Below are 19,256 nucleotides of genomic sequence, written 5' to 3'. Positions count from 1 at the left end.
ATGATTTCTACGCCTCAACCATTGCAACCTACCTTGATACCAAAACGGCAGTTACCTCGATTTGGTTTCCATACCCACTGTGAGCTATTAAATGGTCGTGCTGCAATGCTCGGCTTCATTTCTTTGCTAGCTGTTGAAATTTGGATTAAGCACGGCTTACTTGTTTGGCCCTAAATCCGCCACTGCTTGGGATGGGTCGAGCTGCCCTTGAGGCATGGGTGCAGGAGCGGGGGCAGGCCGCTTTTAGGGGAAGGCAACTACATGATTGGCTTTATTCCAAGGGTGTGCGTGAACTCGATCAAGTTTCGGTGTTGCCAAAATTATTTCGGCAACAACTATTAGAACAACCTCCTACAGATGCCTTTGACTGGATCGGTCGCTCCCGAGAATTAGAACGCAATGTTGCACTTGATGGCACCACTAAATTGCTACTTGCTACCCACGATGGCCTCAGTATTGAAACAGTAGGTATTCCTAATCCCGATCGACTCACGGTATGTGTAAGCACGCAGGTGGGTTGCGCTATGGCATGTCGTTTTTGCGCTACCGGCAAGGGTGGTTTTCAGCGTTCACTTGCTGTTCACGAAATTGTTGATCAAGTTTTAAGTGTGAGGGAGGTGATGCAGCAACGTCCGAGCCACGTCGTTTTTATGGGGATGGGTGAACCATTATTAAATATCGACGCAGTTCTAGCCTCAATCGATTGCTTATGTACAGATTTAGGGATGGCTCAACGTCAAATCACTATTAGTACTGTTGGTGTTCCCAATACATTGCCAAAATTAGCTGCTCTTGCTCAAGAGCGTTTAGGGCGGGCTCAATACACTCTTGCAGTGAGTTTGCATGCGCCAAATCAACAGTTGCGGGAGGAATTAATTCCCACCGCCCATGCTTACCCTTTGGAGAAACTGCTTTCTGATTGCCGTGATTATGTTGTTGCAACAGGCCGTAGATTAAGTTTCGAATATATTTTGTTAGGTGGTCTTAACGATCATCCAGCGCAAGCTCTAGACCTTGCTGATCTTGTTAGCGGCTTTCAGAGCCATGTAAATTTAATTGCTTATAATCCGATCGAGGAAGAAACATTTAAACGCCCGAGTTATGCTGCTGTGGAGGCGTTTAGGCGCAATTTGCAAAGTCGTGGAATTGCCGTAAGTGTGCGCGCTAGCCGCGGCCTTGATGCAGATGCAGCCTGCGGACAATTACGGCGTCGTTTCAATAATTTGGTTTCAACTTAGATCTGATCTTTTGCTGGATCAAAAGCTCCCCTAGCTTCCCGTTCCTGCCATGGCGCCACATAGGCAAGCAATATGAAGGCTGGTATTGCTGCCGCTGCACTAAATAGAAAAAAAGTAGACCATCCCAACCGTTCTGCCAACAGACCTGCAGGTGCAGATAACAATGAACGACTCAAGGCGTAAACACCGGAAAGCAAAGCGTATTGAGTAGCTGAATAGCGGGGGTTGCAGAGGCTCATTAGTAGTGCCACGAATGCCGCTCCCACCATGCCGCCACCAATATTTTCTAATGCCGCCGCAAGCATTAAGGCAAAAGTGCCCCCCTGAAATTGTGCCAAGGCCCAGTAGCTCAAATTGCCAACTGCCCCAAAGGCACTAAAAATCCAAAGAGAGCGATTCATGCCGAGATAACTAAACAAAATGCCACCAACTATCGTGCCTAAAATTGTGGCGCCAATACCCCAGGCCCCTTGAACTAAACCAATGGTTGCTTCGCTGAATCCATTACGGCTTAGAAAAGGAATAGCCATTGCATTTAATAATCCATCTGGCCAGCGATAAAGTAACACCAGTAGCAATAAAATAGGCGCCTTATTCGCTCCAGTTCGGTTTAGGAATTCTTTGGCGGGGCCAATAATTGCCTGGCGCAAACTTGTAACTGGTTTGCTTAGAGGCGGCACACTTGGGGCAGTAATAGTGATAGGAACCACTAACAACATGATTCCTGCTGCTGCAATAAATGCAGCGGGCCAGCCATAGGTGCCAGCGAGTAAGAAGCCACCAGAACTTATTGCCAAACCTGCAGCGCGATAGCCAAGTGATGCGCTAGCGGCCCCAGCGCCCCGCTCCTCTTCTGGTAGCAAATCAGTGCGATAGGCATCCACAACAATGTCTTGGCTGGCGCTGCAGATCGCCAGGCTTAGGGCCACAAGACCAATGGCGGTTAGAGCTTTTGGGTTTGTGCTCGGTTGCAACAACGCCATCGAGCCAATTACCAGCGCCAACAGCAGTTGTGTAACAAGAATCCAGCCCCTGCGGCGGTCTGGCCAGGCAATGGGCCAGCGATCCAGCAAGGGTGCCCAAAACATTTTTAAGGTGTATGGCAGTTCAGCAAGGGGGAGTAAGCCAATTAAAGGAAGAGGAATATTGCTTGCGCTGAGCCATCCTTGAAGCAATTTGCTGCCCACCATGTAAGGAGCACCGCTTGCCACCCCCTCCATTCCCACCGTAAAAATGCGCTTACTGCTGGCGCGATTATTTTTTGGATTATTCATCGGCACAGGGGCTTTGCAACAGTGAGAATAGAATGCAATTCGTAGGTGAATTCGATGGCATTTTTTAGATCTAAGCTGCTGCCGGCTTTAATCCTTTTGCTTTTTTCAGCTGCGCTTTTTGCGGTTAGCGCTCGTATCTGGCTGCCCGGTGATATGGCTGCGCCAGCGCCACTGGCCTGAGCTCAATGACTAACCACAGTGAATTGGTTATCGAGCTAGCTCTATTGGAAGAGGAGTTGGAGGCGGAGGAGGCCCTTGATCCGCTTGATTTAATTCCGACAGATAGCGATTGCCCCCAAGGGCATGAGCAGCAGCAAAAATTACTGGATCAGGCTCTTATTGATTTAGCTGGAGATCACGAAGAGCAATTGCAAGGGTTGAAATTCTTTTGTGAGCACCGCGATCCTCGGGCGCTGCCGCTACTGATGCCTTTGCTTAAAAGTAGTTGCCCAATTCTGCGCATGAGCGCTGTTTATGCCCTTGGCCGCAATCCAAATCCAGAGGCATTACCTATTTTGCTGCCTCAATTGCAGCAGGAGAGCAATGGGTTTGTGCGCAAAGCGCTCGCTTGGACCCTTGGGAACTACGCCGATCCACTGGTGGTTTCGGCACTGCTCCAGGCCTTAAGCACAGATATCGCTGCGGTGCGTCTTTGGGCCGCCAGCTCCCTCGTTGATTGCAACTTGAATAACGAAGAGCAACGAACTGAGGTGGCACGCCAGTTGCTCCTGAGCTTGCGTATTGATACCGAGCCTGCAGTGCGAAGCAACAGCGCCTGGAGTTTGGGGCGACTAATCGCAGATTCAGAATTGCAACTAGCTAGAGAGCTGCAGGAGGAAATGAAGGAGGCGCTTGTGCAGGCCTGTCTTCACGACAGTGATTCCGGGGTGAGGGACGACGCCTTAAACGCGGTTGAGCAGTTAAACGATCCAACCCTTATGGCGCGTTTGCAGAGTGGTTGGGTTTGATCTCGCGTATCTGATCGCAGCTAATAAATAAAATTGGGTAAGCTCATACAAGCGAGGAAGCGCTTATGCCACAACAAACCATACGCTTTTGCATTCGCCCTAACGGCGTTGTGGAAGAACTTGTTGAAGGCGTGCAAGGGGAGGGCTGTTTGCAGTTAACTAAGCTGATCGAAGCAAGGTTAGGCAGTATCCAGCGTTGTAATTCCACTTCCGATTATTACCTTTCTGCTTCCGCAGAACTTCACCAAAAACAAATCAGTAATGTCTCACTTCAGCACGATTAAAACTGAGCTTCGCGATCGTGCTGCATTACTGGCAGCACTGAAAGATATTGGCCAAACCCCAACTGAAGTAAATCAGCTGTTGCGTGGCTACCAAGGCCAAACGGAAGTGGCTGATCTTTGTTGCCCGCAGCCTGAAGGGGGCGACATTGGATTTCGTTGGAACAGCACTGAAAAACGCTATGAGTTGGTAACTGATCTTGATTTATGGCGCTTACCAATTCCTTTGGAACGCTTTATGGCTCAATTAACCCAGAGATATGCGCTGCATAGCATTCTTAGTAGTGCAAATGCCGAAGGCTTTGTTGTTAGTGATCAACGGGCAAGTGTTGATGGCAGCATTGAGCTGGTAGTTACCCGCTGGCAGGGTTGATTGCCAAGCTTGCCGTGAGCATCGATCCTTCTATTGCTTTTGCAACCCAACCCCTTGCCGCGCCGGGCGAGAGCAGCACAGGTAAAGAGCCCCTGCTGGGGGGTAGTTTGCGCCAGGAGGCAATTTGGGTTGATGAAGATGTTTGTATTGGTTGCCGTTATTGCGCCCATGTGGCTTGCAACACTTTTTTAGTGGAACCCCATCGAGGTAGATCGCGGGTAATCAGACAAAACGGCGACAGCCTTGAACGGGTGCAGGAAGCTATCGACACATGCCCAGTGGACTGCATCCATTGGCTGCCGTTTGAGCAATTGCCTAGCCCGTAAGCCAGCCATGATCCCCACTCGCCGTTTTGGCAGAACCGAGCTGGCAATGCCACTCTTGAGCCTTGGGGGAATGCGTTTTCAACAGAGTTGGAGTGATTTGCCCCTGGCTGAGATCAAGCTTGAAGGCCAGCAAAACCTTGAGCAAATCCTTGTAGCAGCTATGGCTGCTGGCATGCACCACATTGAAACAGCAAGGTTTTATGGCAGTTCTGAATTGCAACTTGGCCAGTTATTGGCGAAGCATCATGATCCGCAGCGAATTTTGCAAACAAAAATTGCGCCTAATTCAGATGCAAAAATATTTGAATCGCAGCTGGAACGCAGCTTCAACTTGCTGCAGGTGCAAAGGGTTGATCTACTCACCTTGCATGGCATAAATCTTGCTGAACATTTAGATCAATGCCTGCGGCCAGGTGGATGCCTCGATGTTGTACAGCGTTGGCAAAAAGACGGCTGCATTGGCCATGTTGGTTTCTCAACCCATGGGCCGCTCGAATTGATTGAAATGGCAATCGCAAGTGGCGATTTTGCCTACGTAAATATCCATTGGTACTACATTCGCCAAGATAATAGCCCCGCTTTAAATGCTGCTAGGGATCAAGATATGGGGATTTTTCTAATTAGCCCCACCGATAAAGGTGGCCACCTTCACTCTCCTTCTAAACGCTTAAAGCAACTTTGCAAACCTCTACATCCGATCGTATTTAATGATCTGTTCTGTTTGAGCGATCCTCGGGTCCACACTATTAGCGTAGGGGCTGCAAAAGTTGAGGATTTAGATTTACATTTAAAAGCCGTAAAAATGTTGCCAAATGCCAAAGAGTTGTTGCCTCCTATCTCGGCTTCGCTGCAGCAGGCCCTCGAGGATTCACTTGGTGAAGCCTGGCTAAAAAGTTGGCAGCAGGGGTTGCCTCGATGGCAAGAAACCCCAGGCAAGATCAACTTGCCAGTGCTGCTTTGGCTTAACAACTTATTGCAGGCATGGGATTTAGTGAGTTATGGCAAGGCCCGTTATGGCCTTCTAGGGCAGGGTGATCATTGGTTTCCAGGTAACAATGCTGATGTATTTGAAGCGCCGCTTGCCAGTGCGGGCTCGGTATCCGAACTGGAATTAAAGGCGGCCCTTGCTGAAAGCCCATGGCGTGATGAAATTCCGGCAATCCTGCGCAAGCTCAAGGCAAACCTTGGCGGCACGGCCCTGCAGCGTTTGGGTAATTAGAGCTAGTTGTTGCCTCCCCCTAGGGGTTGCTTTGCCGGTATTCCCACCGCCCTTGGATAAGCAGCTGGGCAAGGGCCTTTGGGGGTTAGATGGATTACGTGCCGCTGGCCCCTGCCTTCAGGGAGCTCTAAGGCTTGGGGCTCCCCGGCCCTGGCCTGCAATATTGCGCAGATTTCACAGAGTTTTTGCTGATCTACGGCATTCCACTGCCCCCGATAAAGCAGAGCTGTGGCATTTGGGGCCAGTAGAGGCACTAAGTATTCAGCTACCACCGCAGCTGGTGCTACTGCCCTTGCTACCGCCAATTGAAATTTGCCGCGGCAATTGGGATTTCGGCCGCTTTTTTCAGCTCTTTCGCAGCGCAGTAAAATTCTTTCTGCAAGCCCCAACTCCTGGGCCATTGCTCTAACCGCCTCAAGTTTTCTACCAACTGAATCCACCAGGGTTAGCTGGGCCTTAGGGAGCGCGATTGCGATTGCAAGGCCTGGAAAGCCACCACCAGTGCCCACATCCACCACTTCAAACCCTTTTGAGTTTGCAGCTGTTGCAGCGGCCCCCGATAACCAGGGCTGAAGGGGCCAAAGGCTATCGAATACTTGGCCGATCCAGTAATCGGGCCCTTCTACCAGCCGGGTGAGATTTAGTTGCTGGTTCCAATGCCGCAATAAAACCTGCAGCTGTTGCAATTGCTGCAGCTGTTGCTCGTTTGGCTGCCAACCCAGCAGCTCCCAGGGAAGATCGTTGCTCAGGGTTTGGAAAGTAAGTTTCCCTAGGATCGCAACAAGCAGAACCCAGCGGCTTGGCTTCCACCGGCCCCCATATCAATCTTTATGCCCTGCTCGGCGTAAAACGGGAGGCCAGCCAGGATGAATTGAGGGCGTCTTTTCGCAGCCTCAGCAAACGCTTTCATCCAGACACCACCGAGCTTCCGGCCGCTGAAGCTAGTGAGCGTTTTCGGGCTTTGCAAGATGCAATGGCAGTTTTGAGCGATCCAGAGCAAAGACGCAATTACGATTCAACACTCAATGATTTATTCATAGATCAAAGTAAAAATTTAAGCAAGAATTCAGGTAAAGATTCAAGTAAAGTTTCAATCCAGCAAACGATTATTCCCGAGCGCCGAGCTTTATCCGGAGGCGAGTTATTCGCCCTATTGCTGCTTGGGGGCGCTTTGGTTTTTAGTTTATTAATCGGGCTGGCATTGGCATTTCTGGGCCGTTTTTAATCTTGAGTGGCGGTCATTTCTTTTGGGTTTACATTGCGATCAAATGCTTCAGCGCTGATCGCATCAAGGGCAAGGGCGGCCTCCCGTAAAGAAAGCCCTTCAGCATGGGCATGTTGAGCAATTTTTGCTGCTTGGTCGTAGCCAATCACTGGTGCTAGGGCTGTGACAAGCATCAAGGATTGATCGCGATAATGTTCAACTTTGTTGATATTTAATTTCATCCCTTCTACAAGATGCACCCGTAGGGAATAGCAACATTGGCTCAGTAATTCACCACTACGAATTAAATTAAGCGCTATTAGAGGCTTGTACACATTCATTTGGAGGTGGCCGCCACTGCCACCGATAGCAACTGCTTGATCAAGGCCCATCACTTGAGCAGTAGCCATTGCCACAGCTTCGCATTGGCTGGGATTCACCTTGCCAGGCATGATTGAACTGCCGGGTTCATTAGCAGGCAGAAGCAGTTCAGCTAACCCGGCCCGTGGTCCGCAAGCGAGCAAGCGAATGTCGTTAACAATTTTATGAAGCGCCCCCGCCAGTAGCCGCAGGCGAGCCATCTGTTGCACCAGGGCGTCGTGGCTACCCATTAAGGCGAAACGGTTGCCATTGCAGCTCCAATTCACCCCCTCCCAGCTGCTCAGCAATTCACAGGTAGCGGCAGCGAAACCGGCCTTTGCCCCAAGGCCTGTGCCAACGGCTGTTCCCCCTAAAGGTATCTGCCGTAATTCTTCAAAACCCGCTTCGATTCGTGCGGCGGCGCTGCGCAATTGGGCCGCCCAGCCTCCCACTTCTTGGCCAAAGGTGAGGGGTACTGCATCTTGTAAATGGGTACGACCGATTTTCACCACATCAGCCCAGGCAGCAGCTTTCATTTCAAAGCTTGCGGCTAAATCGCTTAGTGCTGGCAGAAGCTGAAGCCGTTGCTGACGCTCGCTCGCTAGCTGAATGGCACTGGGAAATACATCATTGGTGCTTTGGCCTTTATTCACATGATCGTTTGGATGCACGCAATTTTTAGTGCCTAAAGGTTCACCAGCCAGTTCGCAAGCGCGATTGGCGATTACTTCATTCACGTTCATGTTGGTTTGGGTGCCGCTGCCGCTTTGCCATGTGGAAAGCGGAAATTGCAAATCCCATTTCCCGATTTCCACCTCCTGTGCTGCCTGGCTAATCCAGTTGCAGCGTGCTTGATCGATGAGGCCAAGTTTGTAATTTGTTTTAACTGCCGCCCGTTTAATTATTGCGATGGCATGGATCATGGGGGTGGGGATGGGGTCTTGCCCTAGTTGGAACATCAAGCGAGCCCGTTCTGTTTGGGCACCCCAATAGCGATCTGCGGGCACCTTCACCTCCCCAAGGCTGTCGGATTCCAGGCGCCAGGGGCCAGATAGAAATTGATCCATAAAGCAAATTGGTAGATTTCACACACTCTTAATCCTGCGGCACTATCAAGGAATATGAAAGAAGCGTTTTTGGTTCGCTCATGCTCGAGCACCTGCTGCCGCCATTAAACGATCACAACTTGCCCTGGATGGACACGATTCATCCGATCGTGGTTCATTTTGTGATCTCGATGGCATTAATTTCAGTATTTTTTGATTTTATTGGTGTTATTGCGGGAAAACGAGCCTTATTTGAGGTGAGCTGGTGGAACTTGTTATTTGCTACAACTGCAATTTTTGTTGCAATCATGTTTGGCCAAGTAGAGGCTGGTTTGGCTAATCCCTACGGCGCATCTCGCGATATTTTAAATATACATAGCACCATTGGTTGGTCTCTCGCAGGAATTTTATCTGTGTTAACGGCCTGGCGCTATGTATTGCGAGCCAAAGATCCCCTTAGTTTGCCGCTTGCATTTCTCGGCGCTGATTCTTTATTAGCGGCTTTGGTGGTGGCACAAGTTTATCTGGGTGATCAGTTAATTTGGGTTTATGGATTGCATACGGTGAAGGTGGTGGAAGCGATGCGGGCGGGGTTGGTGTGATGCAGTTTTTTAATGTGGTGCTCCAATCAGAGGCGCCCTTAAATCAAATAGCAGCTGGATTAGGAGCAAATGATCTCCCATATAGCCTGCCGATTCACCCTAACTTGGTACATCTCACGATCGGCTTATTCGTTATAGCGATTGCTTTTGATTTTGCTGGTGCTTTATACCCGTTAGAGAAGCGAATTTTCAGATTTTTAGCCTTGCCTGTTACAAGGGCCGGTTTCCATGATGTGGGTTGGTACAACCTGCTGGCCTGCTCTGTAATTAGTTTTTTTACGGTGGCAGCAGGTTTTTATGAAATGCTCACTGCGGTGCCGCTACCTGGGGTAATTAGCACCTTTGGCCTTGAGGGTTTTGTTTCAATGCTGTGGCATGGGGTGGGGGGAGTTTTATTGCTTGCTCTGATTGTTTTAATGACAATTTGGCGTGGTTACCAGCGTTTCCTATGGCGCAAAGATCTTGGCAGGCAGGTGCAATGGATTTATCTTTTTAGTGGAGTGTTAATGATGGGTTTGATGGGAATTCATGGCACCGTGGGCGCTCAACTGGCGGCTGAATTTGGCGTGCACATCACGGCAGATCAGCTCTTAGCAGCTGGCGCTAATCTCAGAGAAGCTTTGCCATGACAAGCAGCCCTCCCTCCCGGATTAATGTTTCAGCGCTGGCAATAGTTAGCGTATGGACAGGAGTATTAGTTGTATTTAGCTTTTGGATGAGCCGCCAGGCTTATCGCTGGCTACCGGTTCAGGCGTCCACTGCGGCGCCGTTGGTAGATGGCTTATTTAGTTTTGAAACGGCTCTTGCCACCTTTGTATTTTTTGGTGTGGTATCAGTAATGGGTTGGGTTGTGCTTTTTAATAGAGCTGAAAAGTATGATACCAGTGATGCTGAACCAGTTGAAGGTAATACTAAACTTGAGATTATTTGGACAGTTATACCCGCACTAATTGTGTTTGGTATAGCTTTTTATTCTGTTCGTGTTAACCAAAAGCTTGCTGTGCTGGGCCCGATGGAGCACATCCATCGCGGCGATCCAATCGAGGAGGTGGGGGGGTTCTTAGGCGATCGCTTACCTGCAGAACAAGTGGAAGTAACAGCAAGGCAATGGTCTTGGCAATTTAATTATCCAGATGCGAAAGTTAGCTCCACAGAATTACATTTACCAGTAGATAAACCCGTTACTTTTAGATTGGTTAGCGAAGATGTGATTCATGGTTTTTACGTTCCTGCTTTCAGGTTAAAGCAAGATATTATCCCCGGTAGGGCAATTAATCTAAACCTCACCCCCACCCGCGAAGGGCGCTACCGCTTGAGGGATTCGATGTATAGCGGTACCTGGTTTTCTACAAATCAAGCTGATGTTGTGGTGGAAAGTGAAGAAGAATATAGTGATTGGTTGAAACAAGCGGCTACTCAGCCTCTGCAACCTGGTTTGAGTGATGCAATTATTGAATATAAACAACGCCAAAGTGAAGGCGCAAGGGGATGGCCCACTGTTGTGCCTGCTCCAGCCCCAATGGTAAATGTGCCCGGCTCAAATCAACTTCCCCACAACGGTTAAATCATGACACTTGCTTCTTATGATCCTCGCGTATTGAAATCAAATGCACCTGTACCAGGCGCCCCAGACAATTGGAAACGATTTTTTAGTTTTAATACCGATGCCAAGGTAATAGGTATTCAATATATAACCGTTGCAATCTTTTTTCTTCTGATCGGTGGTTTGCTAGCCATGATTATGAGGGGCGAATTAATTACTCCCGAGAACGATCTCGTGGATCGCACTGTATATAACGGGCTTTACACGATGCATGGCACTATCATGCTATTTATGTTTATTTTTCCGGTATTAAATGGTCTTAATAATTTATTAATTCCAACAATGATTGGCGCTCCGGATATGGCGTTCCCCAAGCTGAATGCAGTTGCATTCTGGTTGGTTCCAATTTTTGGGGTGATTTTAATTTCCAGCTTTTTGCTTCCAGGTGGCCCTGCTAATTCTGGTTGGTGGTCTTACCCGCCGGTGAGTACACAAAATCCCCTTGGCAATTTTGTGAGTGGTGAAGGGATGTGGCTCACAGCCGTAGCCCTTTCAGGGGTTTCTTCGATCATGGGTGCAGTTAATTTTGTAACCACGATTATTCGGATGCGTGCTCCTGGCATGACATTTTTCCGTATGCCGATTTTTATCTGGACAGTATGGGCTGCTCAAACACTTCAATTAATTGGCTTGCCTGCTTTAACCGGTGGTGCAATTATGTTGTTATTTGATTTAGTAGTAGGTACTAGTTTTTTCCAGCCTGAGGGCGGCGGCGATCCCGTTCTTTATCAACATTTTTTCTGGTTCTATTCTCACCCGGCGGTTTATGTAATTATTCTGCCTGTTTTTGGTATTTTCTCTGAATTATTTAGCTGCCATTCACGTAAGCCTGTTTTTGGTTATAAGTTTGTTGCCCTAGCCTCTTTTGCAATTGTATTTCTTGGCTTAATTGTCTGGGTGCATCACTTCTTTCCCAGTGGTGTACCGGAATGGATGAGAAATTTATTTATGGTTACAACTATGCTTATCTCGGTGCCAACTGGTGTGAAGGTTTTTGCCTGGTTAGCAACAATATGGGGAGGCAAATTACGTTTAAATACCCCGATGCTTTTTAGCCTTGGCGGACTTTTTAATTTCGTTTTTGCAGGCGTTACTGGCATTATGCTCGCCACGGTGCCGATAGATATTCATGTTAATAATACTTACTTTGTGGTTGGACATTTTCATTACGTTATTTATGGCGCTGCAGTAATGGGTATTTACGCAGCTATATATCATTGGTTCCCTAAGTTTACTGGTAGAATGTACTATGAGGGTCTGGGGAAGTTGCACTTTTTTCTAACCTTTATTGGTACAAACCTTAACTTCTTTCCAATGCACCCCCTCGGCTTGATGGGAATGCCGAGGCGAGTGTCTTCCTATGATCCCGAATTTACCTTTTGGAATGTTGTAGCTAGTTTGGGTAGTTTTCTATTAGGAGTTTCAATTATTCCGTTTCTCTTAAATATGATTAGTTCATGGGTTCGAGGCCCGCAAGCTCCACAGAACCCATGGAATGCCATTGGTTTGGAATGGTTGCTTCCCTCACCTCCTCCAGCTGAGAATTTTGAAGAAAATGTGCCCACTGTTATCAGCGGACCCTATGGCTACGGCACAGGGAAACCACTTGTGGAAAACCAGGCGGCCTATGAAACCCAATCTCCTTTAGAGGCATAAAGAATGGAATCCACCACAGCTAATAATGAAAGCCATGGTATGAACGCCAGCCACGGTATGCACGCCAGCCATAACCTCACCGGTTTTATTATTTTTCTCTGCTCAGAAAGCGTAATCTTTATTGCCTTTTTCTCTGGATTTGCATTATTAAAGTTAAATGCGCTTGATTGGTTGCCGATTGGGGTAGAAGGCCTGGAATGGCAAACTCCCTTAATAAATACTTTTGTGCTTGTATCTAGTTCTGGCACGATTTATTTGGCTGAACGGCAAATGGCGCGCCAAAACATTTGGGGATTTAGAGGTTGGTGGTTAGCAACCATGGCTTTGGGGGGCTATTTCCTTTGGGGGCAAGCAGTGGAGTGGAGCGGCCTGCAATTTGGCTTTACTTCTGGCACTTTCGGTGGCACCTTTTATCTACTCACTGGTTTTCATGGTTTGCATGTGCTAACAGGAGTGTTGCTTATGTTGTTAATGCTGGTGAAATCGTTTATACCTAATAACTACAAAGGTGGAGAGCAGGGAATCCAGGCCACCTCCCTGTTTTGGCACTTTGTAGATGTGATCTGGATCATTCTATTTCTGCTTATTTATGTGTGGCAACGTTCTTAAGGAGGAATCCCAATGATCATTGACGACTCGCATTACGACGTGATCATTATCGGTAGTGGTGCTGCAGGAGGCACCATGGCTGGTGCCCTTTCATCAAAAGGCCATAAGGTGCTGCTGCTAGAGAGGGGCGGGCAGATGGCCTTGGCAGATCAAAATGTTGCTGATGTGGATTTATTTAGAAAAGATAGATATCATCCGGCAGAGCGTTGGTTCGGCCCTGATGGCGATCCTTTTCCTCCTCAAACAATTTATGGATTAGGTGGTAATACAAAAATTTGGGGCGCAGTGCTCGAGCGCATGCGCGAAAAAGATTTTGAAGCCGTTCATTTGCAAGCCGGGATATCACCTTGTTGGGAAGTAGGTTATTCAGATTTTGCCCCTTTTTATGATAAGGCTGAACAATTATTCCATGTGCATGGCTTATGTGGTGCTGATCCCACCGAGCCGCCAAGAAATAACTCCTTCGTGGGAAAACCAAGGCCCCTGGAACCTTTTTTAGAGCCACTACGTGAAGCACTACTGCGCCATGATTGTTATCCCTATGATTTACCAATCAGCTGGTCTAATAATCAAGAGGATCCAAGCGGTGATGCTGAAGTATTTGGGGTAGCCGAGGCGATCACTCATCCTGATTTCAAGTTAAGAACTGGAGCTAAAGTTAGCTGCTTACATGTTGATCCCTCGGGCAGCGAAATCAAAGGTGTGGAGGCATTGATTAATAATCAGGCATGGCTATTTAAGGCTAATTATGTTGTACTAGCTGCCGGCGCAGTTAACACTCCTGCTATTCTATTGCGTTCTACTAGTGATGCCCACCCGAGAGGTTTAAGCAACGGCTCCGATCAGGTTGGCCGTAATTTAATGAAGGTACAACTCACTTCTATCCTTCAATTAGCAACCGTACCTAATTCTGGTCGCTATCAGCGATCATTTGGAATAAATGATTATTACTGGGGCGATAAAAATGTTAAATTTCCCCTTGGGCACATCCAGAGTTGTGGAGGAGTTTTGCAGGATGCATTGTTTGCTGAATCGCCTCCGGTATTATCTTTAGTTTCTAAATTATTACCTAATTTTGGTCTTGAAGAGTTAGCAGCTCGTTCTGTTGCTTGGTGGGCTATGACTGAGGTGTTACCAGATCCCCATAATAAAATAACGTTGCAAGGCGAGCAGATCAGGCTTAATTACATTGCAAATAATACTGAAGCCCACGACCGTTTGGTGTATCGCTGGATTGATACATTAAAGGCAATTGAAGCCGATCCTTTAACCCATGTGGTGCGCCAATCACCTACCCATCCCAGAGGGGAGGCACCTATTAGTGTGATGGGTTATGCCTGCGGCACCTGCAGAATGGGTAGTAATCCTGCCACGTCGGTGGTTGATTTAGAAGGGAGGAGCCATGAGATAAAAAATTTATACATTGCTGATGCAAGTGTATTTCCAAGTTGCCCTAGTATTGGGCCAGGGCTAACTATTATAGCCAATGCATTACGTGTGGCTAATCATTTAGAGGCAGTGCTGTGAGTTCAGAGCAGCAACGTATTGCAGAGCGCGATGAAGGGCATAAAGCATGGGGATTGTGGGGTAGTTACTTAAGTGATAGGCAATGGGGCACTGTAAGAGAGGATTATTCGGCGGATGGCAACGCCTGGACCTCTTTCCCCCACGATCAAGCTAGATCTAGGGCCTATCGCTGGGGAGAGGACGGTCTTCTAGGTATAAGTGATACCCATGGCCGAATTTGTTTCGGTATCGCGCTCTGGAATGGAAATGATCCAATTTTGAAAGAGAGACCCTTTGGCCTTGGGAATGGCGAGGGAAACCATGGTGAGGATCTGAAGGATTATTTTTATCATCTTCTTAATACTCCAACCCATAGCTTTATGCGTGGGCTATATAAGTATCCCCAAGCCGAGTTTCCTTATAAGCATTTAATTCAGGAAAATTCTAGCCGTAGCCGGCAGCAGCCTGAATATGAGTTGCTTGATACTGGTATCTTTTCTGAAAATCATTATTTTGATGTTTTTGTTGATTACGCAAAGGCAAGTTCTACCGATATCTTGATACGAATTAAGGTTGTAAACCGCGGCCCTGATACAGCAGCTTTAAAGCTGATTCCAAGTCTTTGGCTTCGAAATGAATGGGATTGGGGATATAGGGAGAATTGGAGAAAACGTAAATCAATCCAGTGCAATGAAACTGGCATAAGTACAGATGATATTCATGAGCTTGGCTCATATTATTTAACTTGTGATCAACCAGGTGAATGGATATTCACTGAAAATGAAACAAATTCCCAGCTCCTTTATAACAAGCCAAATTGTCAGCCATTTGTAAAAGATGCATTTCATCGTTATATTGTGAATGGAGAGCATGATGCTATAAATCCAGCCAGAGTTGGCAGTAAGGCTGGCTTAGTATTGGAGAAGAAGCTGTTATCAAAAGAGGAGTGGATTGTGAATCTACGATTAAGTGATTGTTTGATCTCAGAGCCATTTGGTGAAAGCTTTGATTGTATAATTAATAACCGAGAAAAGGAATGTATTGCCTATCTTGATTCTATCTCTGTTGGTTTAAGTGAGGATGATTCACTAATTTTTAGATCGGCAGTAAGTGGTTTGTTGTGGTGTAAAAAGTTTTATCATTGGAGTGTTGCTCGCTGGTTAAACGGTGATCCAAACCAGCCAGCGCCACCAGAAGAACGAAAACATAGTCAAAATGCATATTGGAGCAGGCTTTATGCTGATGACATTATATCAATGCCAGACAGTTGGGAGTATCCATATTTTTGTCAGTGGGATTTGATGTTCCATTCCGTTGCATTTGCGGTAATTGATCCAGAAACTGCAAAACAGCAGTGCATGTTATTGAGATCCCCAAATTATACTGCTCCAAATGCACAAACACCAGCCTATGAATGGGCACTATCTGATCCCAACCCACCTATAGGTGCATGGGCTGCGTTAAGAATTTTTCAAATTGAGCGGCGTGAAAAAGAACGTGGAGATTATACTTTCCTTCGTTCTGCAATGATTAAACTTTTGCTTGAATACGGTTGGTGGGCTAATCGTAATGATAGATCTGGCGATAATGTTTTTGAAGGTGGATTTCTTGGTTTAGATAATATTGCTGTGTTTGATAGGCGTTTCCCCTTGGCTGATGGTAGCAGAATTGAACAATGTGATGGCACTGCTTGGATGGCTATGTTAAGCCTTAACTTATTACAAATTTCAGTTGAACTAAGTACTCAGGATCCTGTGTATTCTGATCTTTGTGAGAGGTTTGTTTTTGATTTTGCGCAACTTGCCATCACTCTTAATGTTCCATCTTTAAACGGTCGTGATTATGTTAGCTGGGATGAGGAAGATGGTTTTTATTATGATGTTATAAAACGCCCTGATAACTCCTGGACCTATCTTAGAACCAGATCTGTATCAGGTTTAATTCCGTTGCTTGCAGTGGCAAGCTTTGATGTTGCGACTGTTGAAAGGTTGCCCTGGTTAGATACAAGCAAAACATTTGCTAGATTTTTTAGCGAGCGCTCATCTCACACTTGGTTAGAGGATAATATTGGTTCCTGGCATAACAATAGATCTTTATTCAGCCTGGTTCCCAAAGATAAGTTGCAAAGGATTTGTTGGTATTTATTTAATGAAGATGAATTTTTGTCCCCCTTTGGTATACGTTCTCTTTCGAAGGTATATGAAAAGTCTCCTTATACTTTCCGAGAGGGTTCCCAAGAGCAAACCCTTGCTTATAACCCTGCTGATAGCCCGGTGGCTATGTTTGGTGGCAATTCCAATTGGCGCGGTCCAGTTTGGATGCCCATTAATTATTTAATTATTGAAGCATTGCAGAAGTTTGGTCATTATTATGGCGATACTTTTATGGTTGAATTTCCTACAGGATCTGGTAATTTTATTAGCTTATGGGCTGCATCTCTTGAGCTAGAGGCGAGGTTAGCAAATCTATTTAGATTAGATCAAAATGCTCAAAGGCCCTTTAATGGTAATAGTGAAAAAATTGCAAATGATCCAAATTGGCGTGATTTAATACTATTTAATGAATATTTTAACGGTGATAATGGTGCTGGCGTTGGAGCTAGCCATCAAACAGGTTGGACTTCGATGGTTTTAAAAATGATTACCCAATTAAACCGCTACACTCCCATGTAGTGTTTTCTTTATGTGCAGCTCATCATGACGAACCATTATGAGGTGGTGATTATTGGCAGTGGTGCTGGCGGTGGTACTCTTGCCCGTTGCCTTGCAGAAGCCGGTAAAAAAGTTTTGGTTCTTGAACGTGGCGACTGGCTGCCTCGCGAACCTCAAAATTGGGACCCTTCTGAAGTTTTCCAAAATGATCGTTATGTATCTATTGATCCATGGAAGGATCGAAATAATAAACAATTTCAGCCCGGTAGCCATTATTTTGTGGGTGGTGCAACCAAGCTTTATGGTGCAGCTCATTTCAGATTGCGGGAGAGAGATTTTGAGGAGTTAATTCACGTTGATGGCATCTCTCCTGCTTGGCCTCTCCGTTACAACGATTTTGAGCCCTATTACACAAGGGCTGAAGCCATGTATCACGTTCATGGTGAACGGGGTGAAGATCCCACTGAACCAAGGGCCAGTGCACCTTACCCTTACCCACCCATTAAGCATGAACGGCGCATGCAGCAATTGGTCGATGGCTTTAAAGCTGTGGGATTGCATCCTTTTCATGCACCAACTGGGGTGAATCTAGATGAGGCCAATCTTCCTTTTAGTGCTTGTGTGAAATGCAATAGATGTGACGGTTTTCCCTGTCTACTCCATGCAAAAGGGGATGCTGAGGTTATGGGCATAAGGGCAGGTCTTGGCTTAACTAACAGTTCCCTAACTCTTTTAACCCGCTGCCATGTTTTGAAATTAAATACCAATTCAGCTGGAGATACTATTACAGAAGTACTTGTTGATAGAGATGGGGAAAAACTAAAATTCACAGGTGATATTGTTGTTGTTAGTTGTGGAGCCGCTAATTCTGCCAGGCTGCTTCTCATGTCTGCAAACGATAAGCACCCCAATGGTCTAGCTAATCGATCAGACCAGGTGGGCCGCAATTATATGTATCATAATTGCAAGGCAGTTGTTGCTTTGGGGCGGGAGCCTAATGATACCATCTTTCAAAAAACTATTGCCGTTAATGATTGGTATTTTGGCGACAATGACTTTGATTTCCCCATTGGTAATATTCAGATGACGGGTAAAACTAATGGTGCAATGATGAAGGGATACAAGCCTAAGCTCACAGCCCTTGCTCCCACTTGGTCTATGGATAAGCTGGCTGAAAGATCCCTAGATTTTTGGCTGCAAACTGAAGATTTACCTAAGTCTGATAATCGCGTAACTGTTGATTCAAGCGGTCAAATAACCCTTAGCTATTTAGCAACAAATGATCGTGCATCGAGTGAATTGATGAACAGACTTGAGCGTGTACTTGAAAAATTATATCAACAGGACCACTTGGCTGAGAGGCAGATATATTTTGCTTCCGATATGGCAATTGCGGCGGTTGGTCATCAGGCTGGAACTTGCAGGTTTGGCACTAATCCAGAGGATTCAGTTCTCGATTTAAATTGTAAGGCCCACGACTTAGATAATTTATACGTAGTTGATACAAGCTTCTTCCCTAGTATTGGGGCAGTTAATCCGTCTTTAACAGCTATCGCAAATGCAATCAGGGTATCAGAGCATTTAGTTGAGAGGTTAGGATGAATTCAACTCAATTTAGCCAATCTGCTGAATATGGTCGGTTGCATAGCTCCTCAGTTGATGCTGTTGATTGGCATCTTTGGGGAACCTATCTTCCCGACCGTCAATGGGGAACAGTGCGTGAATGTTATGAGGAGGATGGTGATGCCTGGAAGGCTTTCCCCCATGATCATGCACGATCAAGGGTTTATAGGTGGGGCGAGGATGGATTATTTGGTTGGACTGATCGTAATTGTCACTTATGCTTTGCCCCAGCTTTTTGGAATGGAAGGGATCCCATTCTTAAAGAGCGACTTTTTGGATTAGCTAATCATGAGGGAAATCATGGGGAGGACGTAAAAGAGGCCTATTACCATCTAGTAAATACTCCCACCTACAGCTACGCTAAAGCTTTATATGTGTATCCAGTTAGTAAATACCCATACGAGCAGCTTCTGGCTGAAAATGCAAAACTAACTCGCAATGATCATGAATTTGAAATTGAAGAAACAGGTGTTTTAAATAATAATAACGTTTTCCACTGTACCATCGAGTATGCAAAAGATTATTTTGACGATACATTCATTCGAATCCGTGTTAAGAATCTTTCCTCGGAACCAGCATACATAGCTGTGTTACCAACGCTCTGGATCCGCAATTCCTGGAAGTGGGGTTATCCAGGCATTAGCAAAAGGAATATAACTGTTAATTCTGATGGCTCTTTGTTTGTGCCTGAGTTGTTAGGCCCAGGGGTTCAACGTT

General features: G+C 46.4%; 19 protein-coding genes and 1 pseudogene. 17 read left to right on the top strand and 3 right to left on the bottom strand.

Annotated features, from left to right (window positions below):
* Together AC2JC8_RS02920 and rlmN are read left to right on the top strand one after the other, a co-directional pair.
* Entirely contained in the window at window positions 1-174 is a 174-nt protein-coding gene (locus tag AC2JC8_RS02920; RefSeq protein WP_484400436.1) for a high light inducible protein, read from the top strand.
* A 17-nt stretch (window positions 175-191) separates the two neighbouring features.
* A complete protein-coding gene (gene rlmN, locus AC2JC8_RS02915) occupies window positions 192-1,238 on the top strand; it encodes a dual-specificity RNA methyltransferase RlmN (protein WP_484400457.1) in 1,047 nt (348 codons plus the stop codon).
* Here rlmN and AC2JC8_RS02910 read toward each other — a convergent pair.
* Window positions 1,235-2,512 carry an AmpG family muropeptide MFS transporter gene (locus AC2JC8_RS02910; RefSeq protein ID WP_484594179.1) on the bottom strand — a complete coding sequence of 426 codons (1,278 nt, stop codon included), beginning with the start codon at window positions 2,510-2,512 and terminating at the stop codon, window positions 1,235-1,237. The two genes, rlmN and AC2JC8_RS02910, sit on opposite strands and share 4 nt — an antisense overlap.
* Window positions 2,513-2,697: 185 nt before the next feature.
* On the opposite strand from AC2JC8_RS02910, the gene AC2JC8_RS02905 reads away from it, so the two are divergent.
* The 5 genes from AC2JC8_RS02905 (at window position 2,698) to AC2JC8_RS02885 (ending at window position 5,679) form a co-directional block, all read left to right on the top strand.
* Window positions 2,698-3,480: a HEAT repeat domain-containing protein gene (locus AC2JC8_RS02905; RefSeq protein ID WP_484594178.1), complete on the top strand. Its 783-nt coding sequence runs from the start codon at window positions 2,698-2,700 to the stop codon at window positions 3,478-3,480.
* A gap of 65 nt (window positions 3,481-3,545) precedes the next feature.
* A complete protein-coding gene (locus tag AC2JC8_RS02900) occupies window positions 3,546-3,764 on the top strand; it encodes a DUF2997 domain-containing protein (protein ID WP_461556157.1) in 219 nt (72 codons plus the stop codon).
* Window positions 3,742-4,134 carry a DUF1257 domain-containing protein gene (locus tag AC2JC8_RS02895; RefSeq protein ID WP_295457697.1) on the top strand — a complete coding sequence of 131 codons (393 nt, stop codon included), beginning with the start codon at window positions 3,742-3,744 and terminating at the stop codon, window positions 4,132-4,134. The genes AC2JC8_RS02900 and AC2JC8_RS02895 overlap by 23 nt, the downstream gene beginning before the upstream one ends.
* A gap of 14 nt (window positions 4,135-4,148) precedes the next feature.
* Window positions 4,149-4,460 (top strand): ferredoxin, encoded by a 312-nt coding sequence (locus tag AC2JC8_RS02890; protein WP_255132567.1) that lies wholly within the window; start codon window positions 4,149-4,151, stop codon window positions 4,458-4,460.
* A gap of 7 nt (window positions 4,461-4,467) precedes the next feature.
* The gene (locus AC2JC8_RS02885; RefSeq protein ID WP_484400440.1) at window positions 4,468-5,679 is read left to right on the top strand and encodes an aldo/keto reductase; all 1,212 of its coding nucleotides are present in this window, start codon (window positions 4,468-4,470) and stop codon (window positions 5,677-5,679) included.
* A gap of 2 nt (window positions 5,680-5,681) precedes the next feature.
* Here AC2JC8_RS02885 and AC2JC8_RS02880 read toward each other — a convergent pair whose 3' ends face one another.
* Complete coding sequence (locus tag AC2JC8_RS02880) at window positions 5,682-6,428, bottom strand: 16S rRNA (guanine(527)-N(7))-methyltransferase RsmG (RefSeq protein ID WP_484400458.1); 747 nt, start codon at window positions 6,426-6,428, stop codon at window positions 5,682-5,684.
* Window positions 6,429-6,478: 50 nt separating this feature from the next.
* Here AC2JC8_RS02880 and AC2JC8_RS02875 point away from each other — a divergent pair, with 50 nt between their 5' ends.
* Window positions 6,479-6,904, top strand: a complete 426-nt coding sequence (locus tag AC2JC8_RS02875) for a J domain-containing protein (protein WP_484400442.1) — start codon at window positions 6,479-6,481, stop codon at window positions 6,902-6,904.
* On the opposite strand, the gene AC2JC8_RS02870 is transcribed toward AC2JC8_RS02875, so the two are convergent.
* Window positions 6,901-8,310 (bottom strand): class II fumarate hydratase, encoded by a 1,410-nt coding sequence (locus AC2JC8_RS02870; protein WP_484594177.1) that lies wholly within the window; start codon window positions 8,308-8,310, stop codon window positions 6,901-6,903. The two genes, AC2JC8_RS02875 and AC2JC8_RS02870, sit on opposite strands and share 4 nt — an antisense overlap.
* Before the next feature lie 80 nt (window positions 8,311-8,390).
* Between AC2JC8_RS02870 and AC2JC8_RS02865 the strand changes: the two genes are divergently transcribed.
* The 9 genes and pseudogenes from AC2JC8_RS02865 to AC2JC8_RS02825 form a co-directional block, all read left to right on the top strand.
* The gene (locus AC2JC8_RS02865) at window positions 8,391-8,891 is read left to right on the top strand and encodes a DUF2231 domain-containing protein (RefSeq protein WP_255134190.1); all 501 of its coding nucleotides are present in this window, start codon (window positions 8,391-8,393) and stop codon (window positions 8,889-8,891) included.
* The gene (locus AC2JC8_RS02860) at window positions 8,891-9,520 is read left to right on the top strand and encodes a DUF2231 domain-containing protein (RefSeq protein ID WP_484400459.1); all 630 of its coding nucleotides are present in this window, start codon (window positions 8,891-8,893) and stop codon (window positions 9,518-9,520) included. The genes AC2JC8_RS02865 and AC2JC8_RS02860 overlap by 1 nt, the downstream gene beginning before the upstream one ends.
* The gene (locus AC2JC8_RS02855; RefSeq protein WP_484400445.1) at window positions 9,517-10,455 is read left to right on the top strand and encodes a cytochrome c oxidase subunit II; all 939 of its coding nucleotides are present in this window, start codon (window positions 9,517-9,519) and stop codon (window positions 10,453-10,455) included. Before AC2JC8_RS02860 ends, AC2JC8_RS02855 begins: the two co-directional genes overlap by 4 nt.
* A gap of 3 nt (window positions 10,456-10,458) precedes the next feature.
* Window positions 10,459-12,150, top strand: a complete 1,692-nt coding sequence (locus AC2JC8_RS02850) for a cytochrome c oxidase subunit I (RefSeq protein WP_255133987.1) — start codon at window positions 10,459-10,461, stop codon at window positions 12,148-12,150.
* 3 nt (window positions 12,151-12,153) lie between these two features.
* Window positions 12,154-12,759, top strand: coding sequence for a cytochrome c oxidase subunit 3 (locus AC2JC8_RS02845; protein WP_481930776.1), 606 nt, complete (start codon window positions 12,154-12,156; stop codon window positions 12,757-12,759).
* A gap of 12 nt (window positions 12,760-12,771) precedes the next feature.
* Window positions 12,772-14,286: a GMC oxidoreductase gene (locus tag AC2JC8_RS02840; protein WP_484594176.1), complete on the top strand. Its 1,515-nt coding sequence runs from the start codon at window positions 12,772-12,774 to the stop codon at window positions 14,284-14,286.
* Entirely contained in the window at window positions 14,283-16,937 is a 2,655-nt protein-coding gene (locus AC2JC8_RS02835) for an MGH1-like glycoside hydrolase domain-containing protein (protein WP_484400447.1), read from the top strand. The genes AC2JC8_RS02840 and AC2JC8_RS02835 overlap by 4 nt, the downstream gene beginning before the upstream one ends.
* A 24-nt stretch (window positions 16,938-16,961) precedes the next feature.
* Window positions 16,962-18,518 (top strand): GMC family oxidoreductase, encoded by a 1,557-nt coding sequence (locus tag AC2JC8_RS02830; protein ID WP_484594175.1) that lies wholly within the window; start codon window positions 16,962-16,964, stop codon window positions 18,516-18,518.
* Window positions 18,515-19,256 (top strand): annotated as a pseudogene (locus tag AC2JC8_RS02825) (MGH1-like glycoside hydrolase domain-containing protein); the annotation flags it as partial. The gene AC2JC8_RS02830 and the pseudogene AC2JC8_RS02825, both read left to right, overlap by 4 nt.

The organism is Synechococcus sp., assembly GCF_982614295.1.
This window is presented reverse-complemented; position numbering and strand designations above follow the sequence as displayed.